Source organism: Methanobrevibacter sp. (assembly GCF_045577275.1).
Taxonomy (GTDB): domain Archaea; phylum Methanobacteriota; class Methanobacteria; order Methanobacteriales; family Methanobacteriaceae; genus Methanobrevibacter.
Genome location: NZ_JAZNIB010000264.1, coordinates 1 through 22,762, shown reverse-complemented (window position 1 = coordinate 22,762; position 22,762 = coordinate 1). Strand labels below are relative to the sequence as shown.

The window sequence follows — 22,762 nt, the reverse complement described above, 5'->3', positions numbered from 1 at the left end:
ATCATGCAGATAAGCATGTTCAGGCCCGATTCCAGGATAGTCAAGCCCTGCAGAGATTGAGTAAACTGGAGAAATCTGACCATAGTTTCCTTGACAGAAATATGATTTCATTCCATGGAAAATTCCAAGCTCTCCCTTAGCTATTGTTGCTGCATGGAATTCTGTATCAATTCCCTTTCCTGCAGCTTCAACACCAACCAATTGCACCTCTCCATCTTCCAAGAAGTTATAGAATGCTCCCATAGCATTACTTCCACCGCCAACACAGGCAATAACCATATTTGGCAACTTTCCTTCAAGCTCTAATATTTGCTCTTTAATCTCTTCACTAATAACCGCCTGAAAATCCCTTACGATTGTTGGGAATGGGTGTGGTCCCATTGTAGAACCGATTACATAATGAGTGTCATCAACTCTTGAAATCCATTCTCTGAATGCATCATTAACTGCATCCTTCAAGACTTTGGAACCGGTTGTGACAGTGTGGACCTTTGCTCCAAGAAGCTCCATTCTAAATACATTCAATGCTTGACGCTTGGTGTCCTCTTCACCCATAAAGACTTCACATTCCATACCTAATAGGGCTGCTGCAGTAGCTGTTGCCACTCCATGCTGACCTGCACCTGTTTCTGCAATGACTCTGGTCTTGCCCATCTTTTTGGCAAGGAGACATTGACCGAGCACATTGTTGATTTTATGTGCACCGGTATGGTTTAGGTCTTCACGTTTCAGATAAATCTTAGCCCCGCCAAGGTCCTCTGTCATTCTCTTTGCATAGTATAATAAGGAAGGCCTTCCTGCATATTCCTTCAATAGAGTGTTCAATTCCTCTACAAATTCAGGATCTTCCTTAAAATGATTATATTGTTTTTCCAAGTTCAAGAGTTCATTCATTAGTGTTTCAGACATATATTGTCCGCCATGAACTCCAAATCTACCTCTACTCATGTTTTATCTCCAGTTTTAAAAATTAAAAATTATTATCGTTACCTGTAATTATCCATAATATCAATGATTTCTCTAATTTTCTCTTCATCCTTGAATCCATCTGTTTCAACAGAACTGCTTAAATCTACTGCAAATGGATTGAATTCATCAATGGCTAAAGTCAAGTTTTCACTGTTTAGACCTCCAGCCAAGAAGATGGAATTCTTAAAAAATTCACTATTCTTATCAATCAAGCTCCAGTCGAATGTTTTACCGGACCCCTTTCCACTGTCTAATATAAAATAGTCAGATGCGGAATCTCGCCACTCCAATAGTTTATCATTAGAATTATCGCAATTATTCTCATCATTGGATTTAATTTCAATTGCATTGATAATCGGCATTTCTTTACCTGTCTCTTCACTTGATTTATCTTTTAAGTTCCTTATATAATTTTCATCCTCATCCCCATGAAGCTGAGCCATTTTTATTATTCCATCTTTAAATAGGTCTACAATGAGTCTCATATGCTCATTAACAAAGACTCCAACAGGGATAATATCCTCGTCCAAATGGCTTGATAATTCCTTTGCTTGCTCATATGATACCTTACGTGGACTTTCAGCAAAAACAAAACCAATGTAATCTGGCTTATATCTATTTGCCATTTCAATATCTTCCAAACGTCTCATTCCACAAATCTTTATCTTAACCATTCTTCAACTCCCAATCAATTGCTGTTTTTCAACTGAAAAAATATCCTTCCTATCATTACAAACCATTAACCATTTTTCAACTGAAAAATCATAGCCTTCTTATCATCACTTTTCATTAAGGTTTCACCAATCAAAACCGCATCAACATTGTTTTCCTTTAATCTTGTAACATCTTCCTTTGTTTTGATGCCGCTTTCGGAAATAAAAGTTATATCATCACTTACAAGACTACGTAAGTTAATGCTATTATTAATATCTACTGTAAAATCAGCCAAATTTCTATTGTTAACGCCGATAATCTGTGCACCTGCATCTATTGCAGATTTGATTTCCTTAGCGTCATGGGTTTCAACAATCGCTGAAAGCCCTAATTCATGAGCCAAATCCAAATAGTCCTTCAATTGATCATCATCAAGTATAGAAACAATCAATAGAATAGCTGAGGCACCTAATGATTTTGCCTCCCATATCATATACTCATCTATAGTGAAATCTTTTCTTAGAAGTGGAATATTGACATTTTCAGAAATTTCATGCAGAAAATCGTTAGATCCTTGGAAAAAATATGGTTCTGTCAAGACGGATATTGCTGAAGCTCCAGCCTGTTCATATTCCTTTGCTATTTCAATATAATCAAAATCCTCTGCAATCAGTCCTTTTGAAGGGGAAGCTTTCTTGACTTCCGCAATGATTGCAATTTCAGGGTCTTTCAAAGCTTCCTTAAAAGGAAAATCATCATTAATCTTTAACTTGGACACTTCCTCCTTCAGTTCCTCCAAAGACTTCTTGTTTTTTGCTTCAATCAACCTTTCCTCAGTCTTTGCAACAATTTTATCTAACATAAGAATCATCTGTTTACATAAAAACTAAAATCTATGATAATTATCTGTTTGTAACCTCAATAAACCTTTCAAGCTGTTTCAATGCCTTTCCAGAATCGATGACTTCTTCAGCTAAGCTAATTCCTTCTTCCAATGAATCCACTTTACCTGCAACATATAATCCTGCAGCGGAATTTAAAAGAACCGCATTTCTTCTAGGTCCCTTTTCTCCATTTAAAACCGCTAAAGTGATTTCAGCATTTTCCTTTGCATCTCCACCTACAAGGTCTTCTTTAGATGAAATATCCATTCCGAAATCCTCTGGAGAAAGCTCATATGTTCTGGTTTCGCCATCCTTAAGTTCACATACTGCAGTCTTGTCACTTGCTGAGATCTCATCCATCACATCCAATCCATAAACTACCATTGCAGATTTAACCCCTAAATTCTTCAATACATCTGTAAGTGGTTCAATAAGTTCCTTTTCATATACTCCCAACACTTCCATTGAAGCACCTGCAGGGCTGGTCAATGGCCCTAAAATATTGAAAATTGTTCTGATGGAAAGCTCCTTTCTTACACCTGCAACATATTTCATTGACAAATGATAGTTTTGAGCAAAGAGGAAACATAAATTAATCTCCTTTAAGCAACTTAAACTCTTTTCAGGACTTATGTGAATGTTTACACCTAACTCCTCCAATACATCTGCAGCACCACATTTGCTTGAAGCGGATCTGTTTCCATGCTTTGCTACAGGAACCCCTGCAGCTGAAATCACGATGGATGATGTTGTGGAAATATTAAAAGTGTTTGAACCGTCTCCCCCAGTTCCAACGATTTCCAAAACTTCTTCATCATTCAATAATCTTACACAATGAGCCCTCATAGCTTCAGCAGATGCGGTAATCTCTTCAATTGTTTCGCCTTTCATGGACATTGCAGTTAAATATGCGCTCATTTGAACTTCACTTGCTTTGCCGCTCATGATTTCGTCCATTGTCTCATAAGCCTCATCATATGTTAAATCCTCATGTTTATACACTTTTAAAATAGCTTCCTTAATCATAAAATCCCTTTCTTGTTTTTTTAAAATATTCCCAATTAATGTTAATTCTACAATTATTTATACTTTATTTAAAAAATTCTCAATTAATGTTAATTCATACAATTATTTATATTTTATTTAAAAAATTCTCTATAATTCTTAGTCCATCTGGTGTCAATATTGATTCAGGGTGAAATTGGAGCCCGTAAACATCATATTCCTTATGCTTTACAGCCATAACCTCACCATCATCCTTTGCTTTCGAAATGACCTCCAATGAGTCTGGAAGAGTGTCCTCCAACAAACTTAAAGAATGGTATCTTCCAACAGTTATTTCATTAGAAAGACCATTGAAGATAGGATCATCCTCTAAAGAAATTCTTGAAGACTTTCCATGCATTAGCCTTTTTGCATAGGAAACCTTAGCGCCAAATGCTGTACAGATTGACTGATGACCTAAGCAGACCCCTAAAATTGGAATCTCATCATAAAATTCCTTAACTGCATCAATGCAAATTCCTGCATCTTCACACTTTCCAGGACCTGGAGATAACACTATTGCTTCAGGATTCATCTTTCTAATTTCATCGATGCCTATCTTATCGTTTCTATAGACCACTATGTCCGGATTTACCTCACCAAGCAATTGGAACAGATTATATGCAAAACTATCATAATTGTCTATCAATAAAATCATTAAATCACCTTTAAACAGTAATTGAACTTTGATTCAGTCCAATTATTCTATTCCTCCATTTGATATTCTTAAGGCATTCATAACCGCTTTTGCCTTATTGTTACATTCTATAAACTCATTTTCCGGAACGCTATCTGCAACTATTCCTGCACCAACTCTGATGAATACCTTATTATCCCTTGCAAATGCGATTCTTATCGCAATGCAGGTGTCTAAATTGCCAGTAAGATCAATATATCCAATAGCTCCACCATAAATCCCTCTCTTATTGTCTTCAAGTTCATTGATTATCTCACATGCCCTTATCTTAGGGGCTCCAGACAATGTTCCTGCAGGCAAGATTGAATCTATTGCAGACAAATAGTCATGGTCCTCTCTTAGAATGCCTTCAACAGTTGAACCAATATGCATTACATGGGAAAACCGTACAATATCCATGTACCTATTTACCTTAACTGAACCTATCTCACTTATCTTGCCAATATCATTTCTCCCAAGGTCAACAAGCATATTGTGTTCAGCCAATTCCTTCTCGTCAGCAAGCAACTCTTCCTCCAATGCTTTGTCTTCTTCATCTGTTTTCCCCCTCGGACGGGTTCCAGCTAAAGGGAAAGTGTAAATCTGATCGTCAACAAGTTTTACAAGAGTTTCAGGGCTTGCACCTGCTATCTCTATATCATCACTTGAGAAATAGAACATATAAGGGGAAGGATTTGTAGTTCTAAGAACCCTATAAACATCAAATAGGCTTCCTTCAATATCCGCTTCAATCCTATTTGATAGAACCACCTGAAATATGTCTCCCTCTCTTATGTAGTCTTTAGCACTTTCCACCATCTTGCAGTACTCTTCTTCTGAAAAGAGGTATCTGAAATCTGATTTGAGTTCAAAAGGCAAATGTTTGGTGATTTCCTTTCTAATTCTGTTCATTTCTTCAAGTGAATCAATTTCATTCATTTTTTGACTAGCTTCAATTGTCTTTTTATTGGTTAAATGATGATTGAAGTCATCATCCAACAAATCAACAATATTATCCGCCTTAATGATACTGATTATGTCTTCAATGGACCTGCATGCATCATCGTAACTTTCTTCAAGAGAAGTTTCAGCATTTCCATTATTCTCATTGTTGATTTCCATATTGACAATGACAACGATCTTTTGCTTATAGTTATCAAAGGCAATAACCTTATCAAAAAGCATAAGGTCTACATCTTTAAAGGCATCCTGATTCTGAGCATCCAAAACAAGTGATGGCTCACTATATTTGATGTAATCATATGAAAAGTAACCTACTAAACCTCCTGAAAAAGGAGGAATTCCTTCAAGTTTTGGAGATTTGTTTTCCTCTACGATTTGACGAATATATTCCCCTGGATTATCTGTTTTAACATTAAAACAATTCTCTTGACTGTCTTCAATTTCACAATCGCTGAAACTGGATTTGCCCTTGATGGTAAGATTGCCATCTTGACAAGTAAGTTCAAGAATAGGATTGAATCCAAGAAAACTGTATCTACCCCAATTTTTAGAATCTTCAACACTTTCTAGCATGTAACAGTGATTGCTTAATATTCTAAGTCTTCTTAAAACTTCTATTGAAGTCTTGCTATCTGAAAATATCTCATAGCTAATAGGAATCCTTTTATAGGATTTATCCTTAGCTATTTCTTTTGCTTCTTCTATATTGGGGTAAAACATTTCCTAATCTCCTTTTTAAACAATTGATTAATTTATTTATAAATTATTATAAAATGTATATTTTATTATGTATAATGTACTATTTAAATCTTTGTTGTATAAAAATGTACATTATATTAAAAGCAGAATAATCGAAGGAGCATTATAATTAATCTATAAAAAAGTTTAATAATATCAAATATAATAATATACAATATTTAAAATAGGAATAACAATTTTAAAATAAAAAAATAATAAAAAATAATTGAATTATTCAAAACCCATATTCAAGTGAGAATGTTCTAAAGGTGGATTTATGAGGTTAAACTATCTATCAAGACAAGATATTAAGATTATTTTACATTATCTTGGAAATATCATGATTGGAATAGGAGCAGTGCTATTGGTTCCTATACTCGTAGATGTTCTCTCTATGGAATTCTGTTATCCAATAGGTTTGATTCCACCTTTGATTTCAATTGGATTAGGATATCTTTTTGTTTATAAATTTAGGGAATATGATAAGCTTAAGTTTAAGCATAGTATGCTTATATCAAGTATTGCATGGCTATGGGCAGGATTTGTAGCTGCATTGATCATGATGCTGATATTGGACATGTCATTCATAGATGCCTTTTTTGAAAACATTTCTGCATGGACAGGCAGTGGATTGACCATGATTAGTGATGTTGAATCCTTGCCAATGTCTATACTATTTTTAAGAAGTTTGGAACAATGGGTTGGAGGCCTAGGAGTAGTAATCATCTTTATAAGTGTACTCATCAAGCCTGGAACTTCTGCATTTAAATTATATAAGTCCGAGGCAAGAGAAGACAGGATAAAGCCAAATATAAGAAACACACTTAATAAAACAATCCAGATATATGGGTTTTATACCATAATAGGAATATTCCTCTACATTCTGGCTGGACTGCCTATTTTCGATGCAGTGAATCTGACCTTTACAACAATATCCACTGGTGGAATGTCCATAAAAAATGCAAATGTTGGATTTTACAACAATAATATGATATACATAATAACAATGTTCCTGATGATATTAGGTGCAACAAGCTTTACAGTTCATTATAAGATGTATAAGGCCAAAAGCTTTGCTTTGATAAAGGATGTTCAATTCAGATTTATGATTATAAGCATTGTGATTAGTGGAATAATAGTTGCATTGATTACACATATGGCTCCTATGAATGTCGTATTCCATATCGTTTCAGCAATTACAACAACAGGTGCAAATATAGCAACTCCAAGCGAATTGGCATCATGGGCACCTTCAGTTTTGATAGTCATAATGGCATTGATGGTTATGGGTGGTTCTTCAGGATCAACAGTAGGTGCTGTAAAGCTCATTAGGGTAATCACTGTCTTGAAAAGCATAAACATTACCGTTTTAAATGTTGTTTCTCCAGGAAGAGTTTTAAACACCAAGATATCTGAGAAGACAATAGGCGAAGGGGAAATGAAAGAATCTTCTTCATACATTGCAGTCTATTTGTTCTTCCTATTGATTGGATGGATAATAATGTCATTCTATACAGACAATCCGATGAATGCACTGTTTGATGTCACATCCACAATAGGTAATGTCGGTTTGAGTACAGGCGCAATTAATGCGAGCCTAGACACCCTTCCGAAGGCAATGCTGATATTTTTAATGTGGCTAGGAAGATTGGAGATAATTCCTATTCTACTAACAATCAAACTGGGATACGGCAGTTTCAAACAAACCCTTAAGTTGATAAAAAGATCATTGCAAAATAAAATAAGTTAATTTAATTAAGATAAAAACAGAAATATTATATTAAAAAGATACAGAGGAGAAGCATGGATAGAATATTTAGTTTTTTAGGACCCTATGAACGTTTGGTATTCCTAATCGTATATGTATTGGTATTTCTGGCACTTTATTTTGGAAGTTCCTATCTTCTTAGATACATATTGAAATTTAGGCATAACAGACTATTGAATTCAAGAGAATATCTGCCTGAAGAAGAGACTCAAACATTAAAGCAAGTATTTTATCTAATCATCTTGACAATTTGTTTTGTAGATATCATTTATTCATTAATATTTTGGGCTACAACTGAGTTTTACGTGCATTTCATATTTTTTGATATAGTTGCATCATTAATTGCTTGTTTGGCAATTAAAAAAGAAGGCAAAATGGAAAAATTAATCTTTATACTATTACTTCCATTATCTTCATTAGCACATATGACCTTTGATGAACCGGCAATACTGATATTAATATTATTAGTTCTTCACTTTATAGGATTGGCGTATGTAATAAAAATCTATTACACCAAGTTCATTCATTATACAGAATCAAACGGATTAGGAATAAGTATCCTATTATTATTTGGACTTGTATTTATCAGTTTTATTTTCACATCATTTACCGAGGGAAAAGATCTCTTAGATTCCTTGGTAATGGTTTCAAATGCATTCACAAGTAATGGTTATGCCGTATTAGGGGATAGTGTCATAGGTAAATTAAATAGCCTCTTCCTTGTTTGGGGAGGATACATACTATCTGGAGTAGGTACAGCTACATTAACTACAGCACTTCTCTCAAGACACTTCAATAAAAGATTTGAAGAATTAGAAGAGTTGATAAGGAACAATAACTCTGATATGAATAGTGATTTAGAAAAAGAAGAAAATAAAAAATAATATTTTAAAAAAAATATTAAAAAATTAGTTTTTATTAAGATACACTATTTTAAAAAAATTATTAAAAAAAGAATATTATAAAAAAGAGGATAAACAATTATCCTCAACACTATTTTTTTAACTTACCTTTTAATTGGTGGCACGTAACGTTTCAATAGCAGTGATAAACTAATCACAGTAACGGAACTTAATGCCATAGCAAGTCCTGCCCATTCTGGCCTAAACACTATGCCAAACAATATGAATAGAAGTCCAGCTGCTGCAGGAACAAGCAACATATTATATGCAAATGCCCAGAAAAGGTTTTCCTTAATTCTTGTCATCACTTTTTTAGAGAACTGTATGGAAGCCACCACATTTTCAAGGTCTCCCTCCATAATTACAATGTCTCCGCTTTCCATAGCAATATCAGTACCGTTTCCCATAGCTACACCGACATCTGCCTGAGACAATGCAGGAGCATCGTTGATCCCATCACCAACAAACAAGACCCTTTTGCCCTCTTTTTGAAGTGCTTGAACCTTATCAAGCTTGTCATTAGGAAGCACATTAGCCATTACATTATCAATGCCAACAGCATTCGCTACGGAAGAAGCTGTCTTTTCATTGTCTCCTGTAAGCATATATGTTTCAATACCCATCTTATGCAGTTCATCAATAGCCTTTTTGGAACTAGGTTTAATCTTATCCATTAAAGTTATGATTCCTTTTATTTCACCATCAACAGCCATGACAATGGTTGTTTTTGAATCATTTACAAATGCATCAAACTTGTCTAAGACCTCTTTGGAAACTTCCACTTGTTCTGATTCCATAAGCTTAAGGTTACCTGCCAAAACAACTTTTTGTTCACCATCAATATCTACATTGGCCCTTAAACCCTTTCCAGTTATGTTTTCAAATTCATCTACAGCTAAAAGCTGGAGATCATCCTTCCCTTCATTTGCCAATTTGATATTGTCAGATTTGAATCTGTTTAAGATGGATTTGGCAATAGGGTGATTAGAATTGTTTTCAACACTTGACAAAATTTGGAGGAACTTCCCCTCTTCCATATCAAATGTTTCAATGTCTGCCACTTCCGGCTTACCTTCGGTGATGGTTCCGGTCTTGTCGAAAACACATACGTCAACGTCTTTGGAACTTTCCAATGTTTCACCATTCTTGATTAGTATTCCATACTCGGCAGCTCTTCCAACACCTACAGTAACTGCTGTTGGAGTAGCAAGACCAAGTGAACATGGACACGCAACAACAAGAACTGATATGAGACAAGTCAATGCAAACAATAAGCCTGAATGACCTACAAAGTACCATAATAGGAACACAATGATTGCAATTGTAAGAATTACCGGTATAAACCATGATACAATCTTATTTGCAAGTCTTTGTACAGGGGGTTTTGATCCTTGCGCCTTTTCCACAAGCTGAATGATTTGTGATAAAACTGTTTCAGAACCTATCTTCTGTGCTTCAACCTTTAATGCACCATCTTGGTTAATTGTACCGGAGAAAACATCAATTCCTGCCTTTTTAAGTTTAGGAACAGGTTCCCCTGTAATCATGGCTTCATCAACATAACTTTCACCATCAACTACAATAGAATCTGCAGGTATCTTTTCACCAGGTTTGACAAGTAGAATATCGCCTATCTTAATATCTTCGATATCTATTTCCTTTTCTACTGTGTTTCCTTCATCATCAGTTGTTACAAGAGTGGCTGTTTTTGGCTGAAGACCAATAAGCTCCTTGATGGAAGAGGATGTTTTTCTCTTAGCCCTTGCTTCAAGATAACGGCCGATTGTCAAAAATGAAGGCAACATCACTGCAGATTCATAAAACATGAAGCTTGAATCAAGAACTATTCCAAAGGTACCGAGTACACTTGATACAAACGCTACAAGAATACCCATTGAGTACATTACGTCCATATCCAAGTTCTTATGTTTAAAGGAGTTCCAACCTGCCTTTAAAATTGGATAGCTTACATAGCAGAATGGAAAAATAGCTATTATCAAGGACAATTGGCCCATAGTCAATGGAGGAATAGTATAATGGAAATGCATTATAGCCATCAATATTGCTGCAAAGAAAAGACCTACAATGATCCTGTATAATTTGCCTCTTAGATCCTTTTGGTATCTTTCCTCTTCATCCATCACATCAAGTTCACCATCAAGACCTATGTATTCAAATCCCAACATTTCAATGGTTTTTTGAATCTCCTTGAGGTTTAGCATATCCCTATAGTATTTGATGGTAACCTTTTGATTGGATAAATTGGCATTGGCTTCAACTACACCATCAACACGTGGCAAGAACCTTTCCACATTGTTGACGCATGAAGCACAATGCATGCCATCAATCTGAATTACAACTTCATCTTTTGGAACTGTAAATCCTACAGACTCTACAGTCTTGTCAATGACATCAGGAGAAATCTTATCGTTCAATACCATATGTGCCTTATTAGTGTTTAAGTCCACATTGATGGATTCCACTTCATCAAGCTTACCGAGTGATTTCTCTACAAGCAAAGAGCATGAAGAGCAGTGCATACCATCTACTGGAATATCCAATTCTTTTTGAGCCATATAATTTCCCCTAATTAATCATTATTAATAATAAAAAATAGTCTAAAAAATTAAATGAAAATGAAAAATAAAAAAATTAATGTTAAAACATAGCAAAATAAAAAAAATAGTAAAAAACTATTTTAATTATTCTACTTCAAATCCTGCTTCTTTAACTGCACCAGCTAAATCCACATCAGAAACTTTTTCATTATCGTATTCAACTTCTACTTTATTAGCGTCTAAATCTACAACAGCAGATTCCACACCATCTAAATCCATCATGCAAAGTTCAACAGCTTTTGCACATGAAGGACAGTGCATTCCAACGACTTTTACTTCTTTTTTATCGATTGCCATAAGTTTCACCTATAAAAAAATTTTTTATAATTATAATAATTTATGTTATGATATAATATTTATACCCACACCAATATAAGTTTTTGGCATACCTAAAAAATTGAAATCATTTTCAAAAAAAATAGTGAAAAAATTGAATGAACACGTAAAAAATTATGAAAAAAATAAAATACAAATGAATATAAATCAGTTTAATATTAATACTATAAAGTATATATAAAATATTATGAACGAAGCAGATTTTATTCAAGAAATTATGAAACAAGCTAACTTGACCGAAGACCAAGGTGGCATGGTTAACGAAATTTTCCAAAACAACTTTATCGGTGGAGACAAAGGTAAAGACGTCATAGTTAACTTGATTGCTGAAAAATTAGGCGTAGATAAGGCACAAGCTGAAACAATCTACACTATCGGTGCAGGTCTTCTTGCAACCGGTATCCTAAACAAAATAATGGGAATTTTCAAAAGAAAATAATTTTAAGAGATAATAATTCATTATCTCTTTTTTATTTTTTTACTAATTTTTACTTATTATTCTTTACTTATTATTTTACTTCCCATCGCCTAATTTTTTTATTTTTGCTGCTATTTTTTCAATAGATAGGTTTATGCTTCAATATCTTTCCATCTTGGATTACTGTTAGGATATTGTCATTATCTGCCAAGGATCCTATCTTTTCAATAGGATTCTCCTTAACAATGATCATATCTGCTATTTTCCCTTCTTCAATTGAACCTAATTCATTTTCCTGATTGAAGAATTTAGCCCCATCAATTGTTCCTGCTTGAATAGCTTCAAGAGGGCTTAAACCTATATCAACAAGATATTTCAATTCACCAAGGTTTCTTCCATGATCTATTACACCACAGTCAGAACCCATTAGGAAACTTACTCCCTCTTCATAAGCAGTGGAAATATTTTCCTTTTGAATTTTAACAACTTCTTTTAGTTTTTTTACCTTATCATCAGCGAAATTATCCCAAACAGGGAATCCCTCTTTGATAAGTGTGTGGTGAACAACCAATGTCGGGGTAAGATACACTCTCTTTTTTGCAAGAAGCTGTGAAGTCTTCTTGTCAATGAAGGTACCATGCTCAATTGATTTTACACCTGCCTTTGCACATCTTTCAATTCCTTCCTTACTATGACAATGGGCCACTACCTTCAAATTATGATTGCCAGCTTCATCGACAATTGTCTTCAATTCCTTTTTATTGAATTGAGCAATGTCTGGAGAGGTATATGGAGATAAAATTCCACCGCTTGCCATAATCTTAATGAAATCTGCACGAGCCCTAATCACTTCACGGGTTTTTCTTAAAACCCCTTCTACTCCATCACAGGTTCCTACTGGGAACCCAGGATATGAAATTTCCATATCAAAGCCGGAATTCAAATAATGGTCAAAATGTCCACCGGTAATGGCTAAAGGCTTTATTGAAATGTTTAATCTAGGGGCTGGGAATATCTTTCTTTCTTGAGCCATTTTAACGCCGATATCTGCAAGACCAGTATCACGAACAGTGGTAACACCTGCATCAACGGTTGCTTTCATATTAGCTACCCCATTGTAAAAGTAGTATGAAAGAGGGTCTTTCATTATATCCTCTTTATGAAATCCATTTGCCATGATATGAGCATGTGAATCTATAAAACCAGGCAGGAGATAATCATCTTCACCATCGATTACAATATGGTCTTTGTATAATGATGATTCCTCTGTATGCAAAGACTTAATTCTGCCGTTTTCAATTAAAACATGACGCTCTTTAAGAGGTTCCTCACTAAAAGGATTAATAATATTTACATTTTTAATATAAATTGATGACATAAAATCACCCATAATAGATTTATTTTATACTGAATGATGATTATTGAATAATAATTATATTGATTATAATAAGGTTATTTTACCATTATCACTGTCTACTTCTACCATTTGACCATTTACCAATTCTTCAACACTTGATGGAGAATCAACCATTGGAATGTCGGACATGATAGCACCAGTAGCTATAATAGGTTCTGCCTTTAGGCAAATAATCGCATTTGGAGCTGTATTGTTTTTCATCATTTGGAAGATTACATAAGACCCTACAGTTGATCCTTTTCCTCCTGGAATGAAAAGCACCTTATCCTTAATGGATTGGCCTTTGAGTTCATGATTTGGGTCAATGACTATTCCTGTTTCTGGGTCTACTCCACCTAAAAAACTAATTGCTTCACTGGATACAATTAATTCCCCTTCTGCCTTTCCTTTAGAAATATTTCTGCATTCTATCATAAAATCACATGTGAAAATAAATAAAATAAATATTTTTTTAATAATTAAGAAAAATTAAAATTTTTAAATTTTTTAAAATTATCAATAAATATATTTATTTTATCAATTCTATTATAAAAATCTTTAAAAAATAGCTCTTTACAAAGTTTTATATACAATAAGTGATAAAAAATAATGAATATAACAATTGTTATATATTTGTTATTAATTGTTATAATAACCTCATATGGACATATGAATGTTTAAAAATAAATTAAGTTAATTACAAAAATAATTATATATTAAAAATAAAATAGTAATTAACTGTAATTATTAAAAATACTAATAGGTTTGAAAGAATGAACGAAACAATTAAAATTTTAACTATACAAGATATTTCATGCTATGGACAGTGCTCAATAACCGTTGCACTTCCTGTAGTCTCTGCTTTTGGAATTGAAACTGCAATTCTTCCTTCTGCAGTATTATCTACACATACCTCAGGTTTTACAGATTTCACAGTTAGAGACTTAACTGAAGACCTTCCTGAAATTAGAAAACATTGGGAAAAGGAAGGAATATCATTTGATGCTATTTACACTGGTTTCATTGCATCACAAGAACAATTAGATTACATTAAAGACATTATAGACTCAAGATTAAAAGAAGGCGGACTTGTCTTCGTGGATCCTGCTATGGCAGACCATGGTGAATTCTACAATGGATTTGACCAGGAATTCGCAGATGCTATGGGAGAGCTTTGTAAATTAGGAGACTATATCCTCCCTAACACAACTGAAGCTTGTTATATCCTCCATAAACCTTGGAAAGAAACATTCTCCAAGGATGAAATGATTGAAATGGCAAAAGAGCTTTCATCATTTACAAAAAGATATGTCATATTGAAAGGATATGAAAACGAGGACCAAATGGGAATGATTATTTTCGATAAGCAAGATGAATCCATTGAAATCGTTTACAATGATAAAGTAGATTACGTTTCTCACGGAACAGGCGATGTCTTCGCTTCATCATTTGTTGGATCAACCATGTTAGGAAAATCTCCATCCTCTGCAGCGAAAGTTGCTGGAGAGTTCACCAAAAAGGCAATCGAAAAGACTGTTGGTGATGAGACCCATACCTATGGAGTTAAATTCGAACAGGCAATTCCTGAACTTTACGATTTGTTGAAGGAATTTTAAACCCCAAAATTTAATTGTTAAAAAATAAAAAATAAAAACATATTTGAAAATTATTTATTGAATCCACCTTTAAAGTAGGCAAAATATGGAAAATCGTACTGGTCTTTTTTCAAATGGAGTTATCTGGTTTGGAGTTGCAATCTCTGTTTCAGAAATAGAAGCGGGAATACAGCTTGCTTCCTCAACACCAATCGATTCCATTTGGCTTCCATTAATACTTGGACACATTATAGGTGGAATATTACTATTTTTTACAGGTTTAGTAGGCGCACGCCTACGAGTGAATGCAATGGAAACCATCAGATCCACTTTTGGTAATTATGGTTCCAAATTCTTTTCCTCATTGAATGTAATGCAGCTTATAGCATGGGTAGCTGTGCTGAATGCCCAAGGTGCAGCAGCGATGATGGGTCTGAATTTACCTATTTCCTTCACTCTTACATGCATAATCCTATCAATAATCATTGCAATATGGGTTTATGTCGGACTTTACCGTTTATCAAAAGTAACCACAGTCATGATGGTGGTGCTTACAATATTGCTTGCAATCCTATCATTCAAGTTATTGGGAGGCAATATTTCAAATGCATTGCCTATTGCATCCATTTCAAGTGCAAATTCCACCCCGCTAAGCTTTTGGAACATTTTTGAAATATCAATTGCAATGCCAATCTCATGGCTTCCTGTAATTTCAGACTATACTAAGGATGTTGAAAATCCCGTTAATGGAACAATGATTTCTGCGGTTGCATACACCATAGCAAGCCTTTGGATGTATATTTTAGGTATGCAAATCGTTGGAATCGGAACAACAAGCATTGCACAGTCAATACTTATAGCAGGTCTTGGGGCTCAAGGAGTTATCATTCTAGTGCTTTCAACTGTAACATCAAATTTTGTAGCTGCAAATTCCGCAGGAGAATCTGCGAAAGCTATCGTCAATAAGATAAATCCAAGAATAGCTGGAGTTGTTGTGAGCATATTAAGTTGTGTGCTTGCCATTTCTGGAATCATGGACCACTACATTGGATTCTTATATCTTATCGCCTCAGTGTTTGCTCCAATGGCCGCGGTGCTTCTGGTTTCATTTTATCTTTCTAAAGAAGAGTCAGGCCATTCCAAGATTTGGTACTGGAACCTATTCGCATGGTTTGCAGGATTTATTGTCTATCAAATGACTGTAGGACTTGATTCAATTCCATTAGGACCAACATTGCTTGCCATAATTGTTTCTGCTATACTGGCTTATTTAGGGGCCTTAGCAAATAATAAAGCCCAATCTAAGTTAACTGAAACAGAAAATAGCTAGATTACAAATATATAAATAGTCATTAAGAAAAAATTATAATTATGGCTGAAGAAGATTTTACGGAAACAGGTAGGCTCGAAGCCTTTTATGATGCAATCATTGCAATTATCGTAACAGTGCTTGTTTTGGAATTGCCACAACCGGCAACTGCATCACTTGCGTCAATTTGGGCTTTGAAAACTTCTTATTTTGCATATTTAATAAGTTTTTTAGTATGTGCCAACCTTTGGCAATACCACCATATAATCTACAATCATGTTGCTAGAATCAACACAAAAATTATTTGGCAAAATATATTATTGATGTTTGTATTTTCATTGATTCCATATCTAACAATATTTGTTGCAAATCATCCCAATGAGTTCATTCCACAGGCATTGTATGGTCTTGATTTTATTTTTGTTGATCTGATTCTATACTTTATGGCAAAATCTTTGCTAGAAATAAATCATGAAAACGAAGATTACCTAAAAAATGCACTAAAAATTAGAGATGCATTGTATATTCCTTTTGTAATATTCCTTGTCGGATTCATTATAGCATTGCTTGGATATCCTATTGCAATCATTATCTGTTGTTTAATCACAATTTTAAGGTCATTATACGCTTCCTTAAAAACTTAAAAACTTAAAAAATAGTAAAAATAAAATATAATAAAATAATGAAATATTTACTAAAGCCATCAATAATTAATTAAACAAGTGAAATCATGTATATAAGTAAGGATAATCGATTTGAGAAATACGAAATAATCAACAAAAATGTTTTAAAATATATAGTGATTATTTTAATGCTATTCGATCATATATGCTCATTCTTCCCATTCACAAGCACACCTGTCATTATTGTTGGTATAATAAGTCGTTTGACAGCACCAACTATGGCACTGTCCATTGCTGAAGGATATCATTATACCAGAGACATTGATAAATATATGAAAAGAATGCTCATATTCTCAATAATATCTTATATCCCATATAATATGTGCCGTACAGCGTACATTAATCCATTTCACCTGTATCCAGGTTCTATCATTCCAAAATTCATGAGTGCGAGCGGAACTGTATTTATAGACCCTAATGTATTTTTATCCTCTATAAATTCCACACTGGCCATCAATGAATCAAGTGTTATATTAACTTTATTCCTTGGTTTGATTACAATATATTTATGGGATAAGATCAATATTTCCAAGTATTGGAAATTGGTCATCACACTATTTATTCTTTGGCTTTCAGCATTCTCTAATTGGGATTACTACCTCATATTGCTCTGTTTAATCTTTTATTTCTTCAAAGAAGATTCTAAGAAAATGTGGGCTTTATATACTGTTGTTGCATTGCTATACATATTTACTGTGAGATTATTTGCTAATCCATTCCATTTTGCTTTTACCATGGACTTCCAAATACATAAAATAGGAATGTTTTTGGTGCCATTGTTTTTCTTGATGTATAACGGTAAATCAGGCAAGAAATCTGCATTTAATAAATGGTTCTTTTATATATTCTATCCCGGACATTTACTTATTTTAGGCCTTATCAGGTTCCTTGTGTGAAAAAATAGCGAAATAAGAAAAATAGATTTGAAAAATATGTTTTATTAATGAAATCTTGAAAAAACAGATTTAAATTGAATAAAGGATGATTCAGTAAACATCCTTTTTCATGACTTCTCTCAAGACTGCAGTTGCATAAGATCCCTTATCAATGGAAAACTCACACATCACTCCATCTTCAGTAGCTACAGCACTTGCATCCCATACCTGGAATCTCATAGCCCTTCTTAAACCATGGCTTCCTAAACGAGGCATCTTTGGGACTTCAAAATCAGCTTTAGTCAATCCGTAACTGTCTAGAATAGCCTCTTCCATCTTGCCTACTTCTCCACCAGCAAAAGGAACTTTTGTACCATACAAAGGACAGGTCTGGTTTATTTCAAAGGAAGACACCATTTCCTGAAACTCTTCATTTGTTTTGTCCCTTACTATTCTCTCTTCCTTATCGATAACGATATCACCTTCAATGTATTTGTCCATTCCCATAGCTACACGTTCACTTACTGCAGCATTGAATAAGAATGATTGGTAAGCATGAACAAACATTCTTTGAAGAGGCTTTGGAAGTGCATGAATTGCATTCTTATAAGCCTTATCTGACAATTCCACTTGAGATTTGTCAACTTCTTCTGGTTCGATTCCTTCCTTTTCAGCAATCTTTCTGATGGCTCTTTTTTCTTCCTTGATAAGAACCTTAAGCATCATCTTTTCATAACGCATTCCTGGGTGCATCAATTCCAATGACTTTTCCCATTCTCCATCATCATAAGCTTGGCGGGCTGCTCTAGCTTCTTCACCCTCTTCTGGTGAAGGATTACCAATATATCTTCTTACAGCTTCCTTCAAGTCATTTTGAATGAGAGCTTCTCCAACCAAATGAGTATTGGTTCTTGGCTTTCCGAATCTTTGCCATCCGAAATAGTTAGGAACCCCAGTCTTTTCAAGGGTCTTTAAAATGGCATCTGCTCTTTTAGCAGCATCTTCAATAGCTAATTTTCTCTCATTTTCATCATCACAGTCCATTCCATCAATATCCTTAACCAAGATTCTGAACTTATTTCCTTTAAGTTGACCCATTCTTAACTTTTTTCTTCCTCTTACAACCTTTAGGAATTCAGTGTTGTGAATGGTTCCTTCCAACGCCTTGACTTGATTGAACTGATCTTCAGAGTCCATATTGGCTATACAAATCCATTGGCGAGTAATAGCCTTCTTGTCCTTCATTCCTGCAAAACCCATTCTTTTTCTGTCAATATGAAGGTCCCTTGCAATGTCAAGCAAAACGTCAAGGGTGGTTCTTCCCAATTTTTCAATCCAAATGTAGATGTTTGGACCTTCTCCATCTGGAATCACTTCAGGGATTTCCTCTACATAGAAGTCTTCCCATCTGTTTCTTATTGTTCCACCGATACCTTCTTCATTTGTTACATAAGTATTTGCATTAAGCATGACTATTCCTCGAAAATAAATTTGCAATTAAAAAAAGTGATAAATTAATAAAAATGCCCTGGCCGGGATTTGAACCCGGGGAATGGGATCCGCAGTCCCACGTGTTATCCAAGCTACACCACCAGGGCAGGAACAAATGAAAAATAGTAAAAATAGTCTAAAATAAGTCAGGTACTATTATAACATAATTATATTAGTATATTCCAATATATAAATCTTGGCTATGAACACAAAAATGAAAGTAGAATAGATAAAAAGGAATTAGAATAAATACAATTTATAGGAGTAATTTCCATAGTTTCTAATAGCTACATTGACCCTGTCTGAACTTTCATAGTCTCCGTTTGAAGACAATACTTCTCCATCCAAATTATTGCTTTCTACAAAAGCATAACGATGATTATTATCTAAATAAGCTGAAAAGAAATCATCCAATAACAATTTTACTTCTCTTTTTGAGGCAATGGAATTGTTATTGCTGGATAAGATATAAGATATTCTTTCAATTAAAGTATAATCCCTACCATCGACCTTGGATGACATGATCTCCATAATATCTTGACTTGTCTTGAAATCACGGTTTTCTTCAGATAAACTTGGGACATCAATATCAATTATCATATTGAAGGCAATGAGGACCATAAGCAATATGAAAATAGAAAGCAATGCATCAATTAAAGATATGAATCCCTTATTGTCCTTGATTAAATAAAACATAAAATCACATGAATATTTGTAAATTTATATTTGATTTAATCCTATAAAAAGCTTTTTAAAGCATTAAAATGAGTTTAATATTGATTTAAGATTAGGATTTTGATTAAAATTGAAAAATAATGATTAAAATGCAAATTATATTTAAAATAAAAAGATTAAAATAAATAAAAAAATTAAAAAAAGAATATTACAAACTAATTAAAATTGACTCTGAATCAATTGGATTCTTATAAGCTTCCGCCTCAATAATGGTTTTTAATTTAGAAAATGAAATATCAAAACCTTTTTGATTTAACTCTTTTGCTAAAAGTTTCAAATCTTCATATTCCGCTTTTAATGAGATTAATTTATTATCATCACTAAATAAATACTTTATTTTAGCAACAGATTCTAAAGAAGAATCCTTGATATTGATTAAGACCTTTTTTTCAATTAATTCATATGGGAACCTTTTATGTTCATGCTTAAAGATTTTCATACCAATTGTACCAAATTCCAAAGCTAAAAGACTTGAAATGTCATCGAAGTATTCCTCTTCAAAATCAACAAGTACAATATACTCCATCCTTCCTTTTTTAGTAAGAGCATTGATTATATGAACATTTTTAGCTCCACTATCCATTATTTTATCTGTAATATATGGAATGCCTTCAGGAGGCAAATCATCAATTGTAGTCATTATTAGCATGAAAACTACCTGTCAGATAATATTCATAAGGAAAAAATTAAAAAACTAATGATGGCTCGGATTTCCAAGCCAAATCAGTTTAAAAATTTAATTTAATTTAAATCTTTCATTATAGTAGCTGCACGTTTTGCTACATCCATAGCCCTTTCCATTCCTCCAGGAATAGAGGATGTTACATAAGCCCCACGAACTGCTTCTTTTGCAATGGCTTTTAAATCACCTTCAGCATATCCCATAGCCCCTGCAACTGCTGCAGGAACAATTACATTGATTATAGTGTGACCGCATAATTGCAATTCAGTAATAGGGACTGCTGCAAGAGGTACCGCTTCCAATATATCCATTTTTTTATTTAACATTGCATCAGGTAAGATCTTATTAGCCAATTCTTCAAAGACTATTTTTTCACCATCAACAGTTACTTCTACATCGGCACGAGTGTCAAAACCAGGATAATTATCTAAGAATGGATTTTCTTTTCTACGTGACCTTCCAGAATAATTAGTAATGTTGATTTGGATATCCTTGCCCATCATGCCACTAAACAGTCCAGAAGCTGCAGTTTGAACATTATTAAGTTTTTCATCATCAAGAGCTTTGGTGATTTCCTTAAGGGTCATTCCTTCATTGAGTTTATTGTAAGTAAATTCTGCAATTCTTAAAGTTTCTCCAGTCAATGCACCTTCAGTTGCCAAAATCATAGCTTTTGTAACTGGTCCTCTTCTAACTTGTTCAGATTTACGAGCAATGGTATTTGTAGCTATTTTAGCTATTGTTGGCTCAAGATAGAAATTAGATTTTACTTCATTAATAGCTTCAGCAGCCTTATCAACATCCCCATCATTTGCAAGCAAGACTTTAAGTGCAAGTACCGCATCTGCAGTCATGTGACCTAAAGGTGGTTGCAATGGACCGCCAGAGAATCCTGCACCAATAGCTAATGATTCTTCAAATGCTGAAAGCATTTCTTCAAATGCGATCATACCAACTACACTAGGACCTCCAATGTCTTTCATGATTACTCCAAAGTCACCTACAACAGTTGCAGTATCATATTCTTCGCCGGTTCCTCTAATATGCAATTTTTCAGGTAAACCTGCTGCTTCACAAGCACCCAAACCTGCAACATATGCACTGTTTGCTACAAAGAATTCACCATATTCCTCTGCAACTTCAGAATCAGGGTGAACAATTTCCAAGATAGCTGCTACACCAAAGATAGCTGCGATTATTGGACTTGGAGGCATACCTACATTTGAATATGCAGTTAACATTCCTTTGGTTCCTGCATATGCACCTTTTTTAGCAAGTTCAGAGAATCCAATATCCTCCCCTAACGCATTATGCCCATACAATGGACCTCCACCTACACCTAAAGGAAGAATAGCCCCTTCAATAGGAGTTAGGGTATTATTGAATACTTCATCATAAACTGCTCTTACTGCTGCATAACCTGATATCCTATTGTTTGCTTTTGGAGTAGGGATTGCAAGAACTCCACAACGATCCACACCTGCAATTATTCTTGCCATAGCACCTAATTTCCTGTTTCCTGCTGGAACCCCCGCTTGTGCATTAGTTCCCGCAAAATAACATAATGCTGCACTGATCAATGCTGCATTTGCCGCATCTGCACCACATTCCTCTGCAGCTTCAATAGCTTTTCTTAAGATATCATCAATAGGAAGTCTGCCAACATTTTCATCAGTCAACATTATATTTGTTCCTCTTAAGACATCATTTGCAATAGAATTTGCAGAACAAATTGCTGCAAGATTTAACATACCATGTCCTTTTGTTAAAGCTTCTATCCTATCACTGGTCATATTATCCATATCTAAGGTAGAAGCCATAATTGCTGCAATGATTTCATTTTCCATTTGTGTCACCTAAATATTTATTTATTAATTAATTAAAATCAACTCTTTGTAATAATATAACGCCCTTATATTATTATATAGTAATACTTTAAACTTTAATATAAATAAATATTTTTAAATAATTATAAAATGAAAAATGTAAAAAGTTTTTAAAATAAAAAATAGCGAAAATTAGAGAA

General features: G+C 34.0%; 21 protein-coding genes and 1 tRNA gene. 7 read left to right on the top strand and 15 right to left on the bottom strand.

All coding sequences use genetic code 11. From position 1 onward, the window contains the following. From trpB to ACKI67_RS07780, 6 genes are all read right to left on the bottom strand, one after another. Positions 1-948, bottom strand: a 948-nt coding sequence (trpB, locus tag ACKI67_RS07805; RefSeq protein WP_407462929.1) for a tryptophan synthase subunit beta, incomplete at its 3' end; no start/stop codon positions are given. Positions 949-986: 38 nt separating this feature from the next. Next, entirely contained in the window at positions 987-1,643 is a 657-nt protein-coding gene (locus tag ACKI67_RS07800; RefSeq protein WP_407462928.1) for a phosphoribosylanthranilate isomerase, read from the bottom strand. Positions 1,644-1,708: 65 nt separating this feature from the next. Beyond that, the gene (gene trpC, locus ACKI67_RS07795; protein ID WP_407462927.1) at positions 1,709-2,485 is read right to left on the bottom strand and encodes an indole-3-glycerol phosphate synthase TrpC; all 777 of its coding nucleotides are present in this window, start codon (positions 2,483-2,485) and stop codon (positions 1,709-1,711) included. A 40-nt stretch (positions 2,486-2,525) separates the two neighbouring features. After that, on the bottom strand, positions 2,526-3,533 hold the full coding sequence (gene trpD, locus ACKI67_RS07790; protein ID WP_407462925.1) for an anthranilate phosphoribosyltransferase: 1,008 nt from the start codon (positions 3,531-3,533) through the stop codon (positions 2,526-2,528). 106 nt (positions 3,534-3,639) lie between these two features. Then, on the bottom strand, positions 3,640-4,209 hold the full coding sequence (locus tag ACKI67_RS07785) for an anthranilate synthase component II (protein ID WP_407462923.1): 570 nt from the start codon (positions 4,207-4,209) through the stop codon (positions 3,640-3,642). Between the two features lie 42 nt (positions 4,210-4,251). Then, positions 4,252-5,910, bottom strand: a complete 1,659-nt coding sequence (locus ACKI67_RS07780) for an anthranilate synthase component I family protein (protein WP_407462922.1) — start codon at positions 5,908-5,910, stop codon at positions 4,252-4,254. Positions 5,911-6,205: 295 nt separating this feature from the next. On the opposite strand from ACKI67_RS07780, the gene ACKI67_RS07775 reads away from it, so the two are divergent. Both ACKI67_RS07775 and ACKI67_RS07770 read left to right on the top strand, forming a co-directional pair. Beyond that, on the top strand, positions 6,206-7,678 hold the full coding sequence (locus ACKI67_RS07775; RefSeq protein WP_407462920.1) for a TrkH family potassium uptake protein: 1,473 nt from the start codon (positions 6,206-6,208) through the stop codon (positions 7,676-7,678). 53 nt (positions 7,679-7,731) lie between these two features. Then, on the top strand, positions 7,732-8,580 hold the full coding sequence (locus ACKI67_RS07770; RefSeq protein WP_407462918.1) for a hypothetical protein: 849 nt from the start codon (positions 7,732-7,734) through the stop codon (positions 8,578-8,580). A gap of 122 nt (positions 8,581-8,702) precedes the next feature. Here the strand turns inward: ACKI67_RS07770 and ACKI67_RS07765 are convergent, their stop codons facing one another. Together ACKI67_RS07765 and ACKI67_RS07760 are read right to left on the bottom strand one after the other, a co-directional pair. Next, a complete protein-coding gene (locus ACKI67_RS07765) occupies positions 8,703-11,174 on the bottom strand; it encodes a heavy metal translocating P-type ATPase (RefSeq protein ID WP_407462916.1) in 2,472 nt (823 codons plus the stop codon). Between the two features lie 126 nt (positions 11,175-11,300). Then, positions 11,301-11,513: a heavy-metal-associated domain-containing protein gene (locus tag ACKI67_RS07760; RefSeq protein ID WP_292788823.1), complete on the bottom strand. Its 213-nt coding sequence runs from the start codon at positions 11,511-11,513 to the stop codon at positions 11,301-11,303. A gap of 226 nt (positions 11,514-11,739) precedes the next feature. On the opposite strand from ACKI67_RS07760, the gene ACKI67_RS07755 reads away from it, so the two are divergent. Continuing rightward, on the top strand, positions 11,740-11,991 hold the full coding sequence (locus ACKI67_RS07755) for a hypothetical protein (protein ID WP_407462913.1): 252 nt from the start codon (positions 11,740-11,742) through the stop codon (positions 11,989-11,991). 118 nt (positions 11,992-12,109) lie between these two features. On the opposite strand, the gene ACKI67_RS07750 is transcribed toward ACKI67_RS07755, so the two are convergent. Next, on the bottom strand, positions 12,110-13,348 hold the full coding sequence (locus tag ACKI67_RS07750; RefSeq protein WP_407462912.1) for an amidohydrolase family protein: 1,239 nt from the start codon (positions 13,346-13,348) through the stop codon (positions 12,110-12,112). Between the two features lie 63 nt (positions 13,349-13,411). Next, positions 13,412-13,801, bottom strand: a complete 390-nt coding sequence (locus ACKI67_RS07745) for a DUF126 domain-containing protein (protein ID WP_407462911.1) — start codon at positions 13,799-13,801, stop codon at positions 13,412-13,414. Positions 13,802-14,139: 338 nt separating this feature from the next. On the opposite strand from ACKI67_RS07745, the gene ACKI67_RS07740 reads away from it, so the two are divergent. The 4 genes from ACKI67_RS07740 to ACKI67_RS07725 all read left to right on the top strand — a co-directional run bounded on the left by ACKI67_RS07740 (position 14,140) and on the right by ACKI67_RS07725 (position 17,849). Then, the gene (locus ACKI67_RS07740) at positions 14,140-14,982 is read left to right on the top strand and encodes a pyridoxamine kinase (protein ID WP_407462909.1); all 843 of its coding nucleotides are present in this window, start codon (positions 14,140-14,142) and stop codon (positions 14,980-14,982) included. A gap of 85 nt (positions 14,983-15,067) precedes the next feature. Next, positions 15,068-16,291, top strand: a complete 1,224-nt coding sequence (locus ACKI67_RS07735; protein WP_407462908.1) for a cytosine permease — start codon at positions 15,068-15,070, stop codon at positions 16,289-16,291. A 41-nt stretch (positions 16,292-16,332) separates the two neighbouring features. Next, entirely contained in the window at positions 16,333-16,914 is a 582-nt protein-coding gene (locus ACKI67_RS07730; protein ID WP_407462907.1) for a TMEM175 family protein, read from the top strand. Positions 16,915-17,000: 86 nt separating this feature from the next. Then, positions 17,001-17,849 (top strand): TraX family protein, encoded by an 849-nt coding sequence (locus tag ACKI67_RS07725; protein ID WP_407462906.1) that lies wholly within the window; start codon positions 17,001-17,003, stop codon positions 17,847-17,849. Between the two features lie 90 nt (positions 17,850-17,939). On the opposite strand, the gene truD is transcribed toward ACKI67_RS07725, so the two are convergent. From truD to ACKI67_RS07700, 5 genes are all read right to left on the bottom strand, one after another. Next, a complete protein-coding gene (truD, locus tag ACKI67_RS07720; protein WP_407462905.1) occupies positions 17,940-19,298 on the bottom strand; it encodes a tRNA pseudouridine(13) synthase TruD in 1,359 nt (452 codons plus the stop codon). Positions 19,299-19,352: 54 nt separating this feature from the next. After that, positions 19,353-19,426 (bottom strand) — tRNA-Arg (locus ACKI67_RS07715). 133 nt (positions 19,427-19,559) lie between these two features. Beyond that, complete coding sequence (locus ACKI67_RS07710) at positions 19,560-20,015, bottom strand: hypothetical protein (RefSeq protein ID WP_407462904.1); 456 nt, start codon at positions 20,013-20,015, stop codon at positions 19,560-19,562. Positions 20,016-20,202: 187 nt separating this feature from the next. Then, complete coding sequence (gene larC / locus ACKI67_RS07705) at positions 20,203-20,703, bottom strand: nickel insertion protein (RefSeq protein WP_407462903.1); 501 nt, start codon at positions 20,701-20,703, stop codon at positions 20,203-20,205. Between the two features lie 92 nt (positions 20,704-20,795). After that, on the bottom strand, positions 20,796-22,583 hold the full coding sequence (locus ACKI67_RS07700) for a hypothetical protein (RefSeq protein ID WP_407462902.1): 1,788 nt from the start codon (positions 22,581-22,583) through the stop codon (positions 20,796-20,798). Positions 22,584-22,762: the final 179 nt, after the last annotated feature.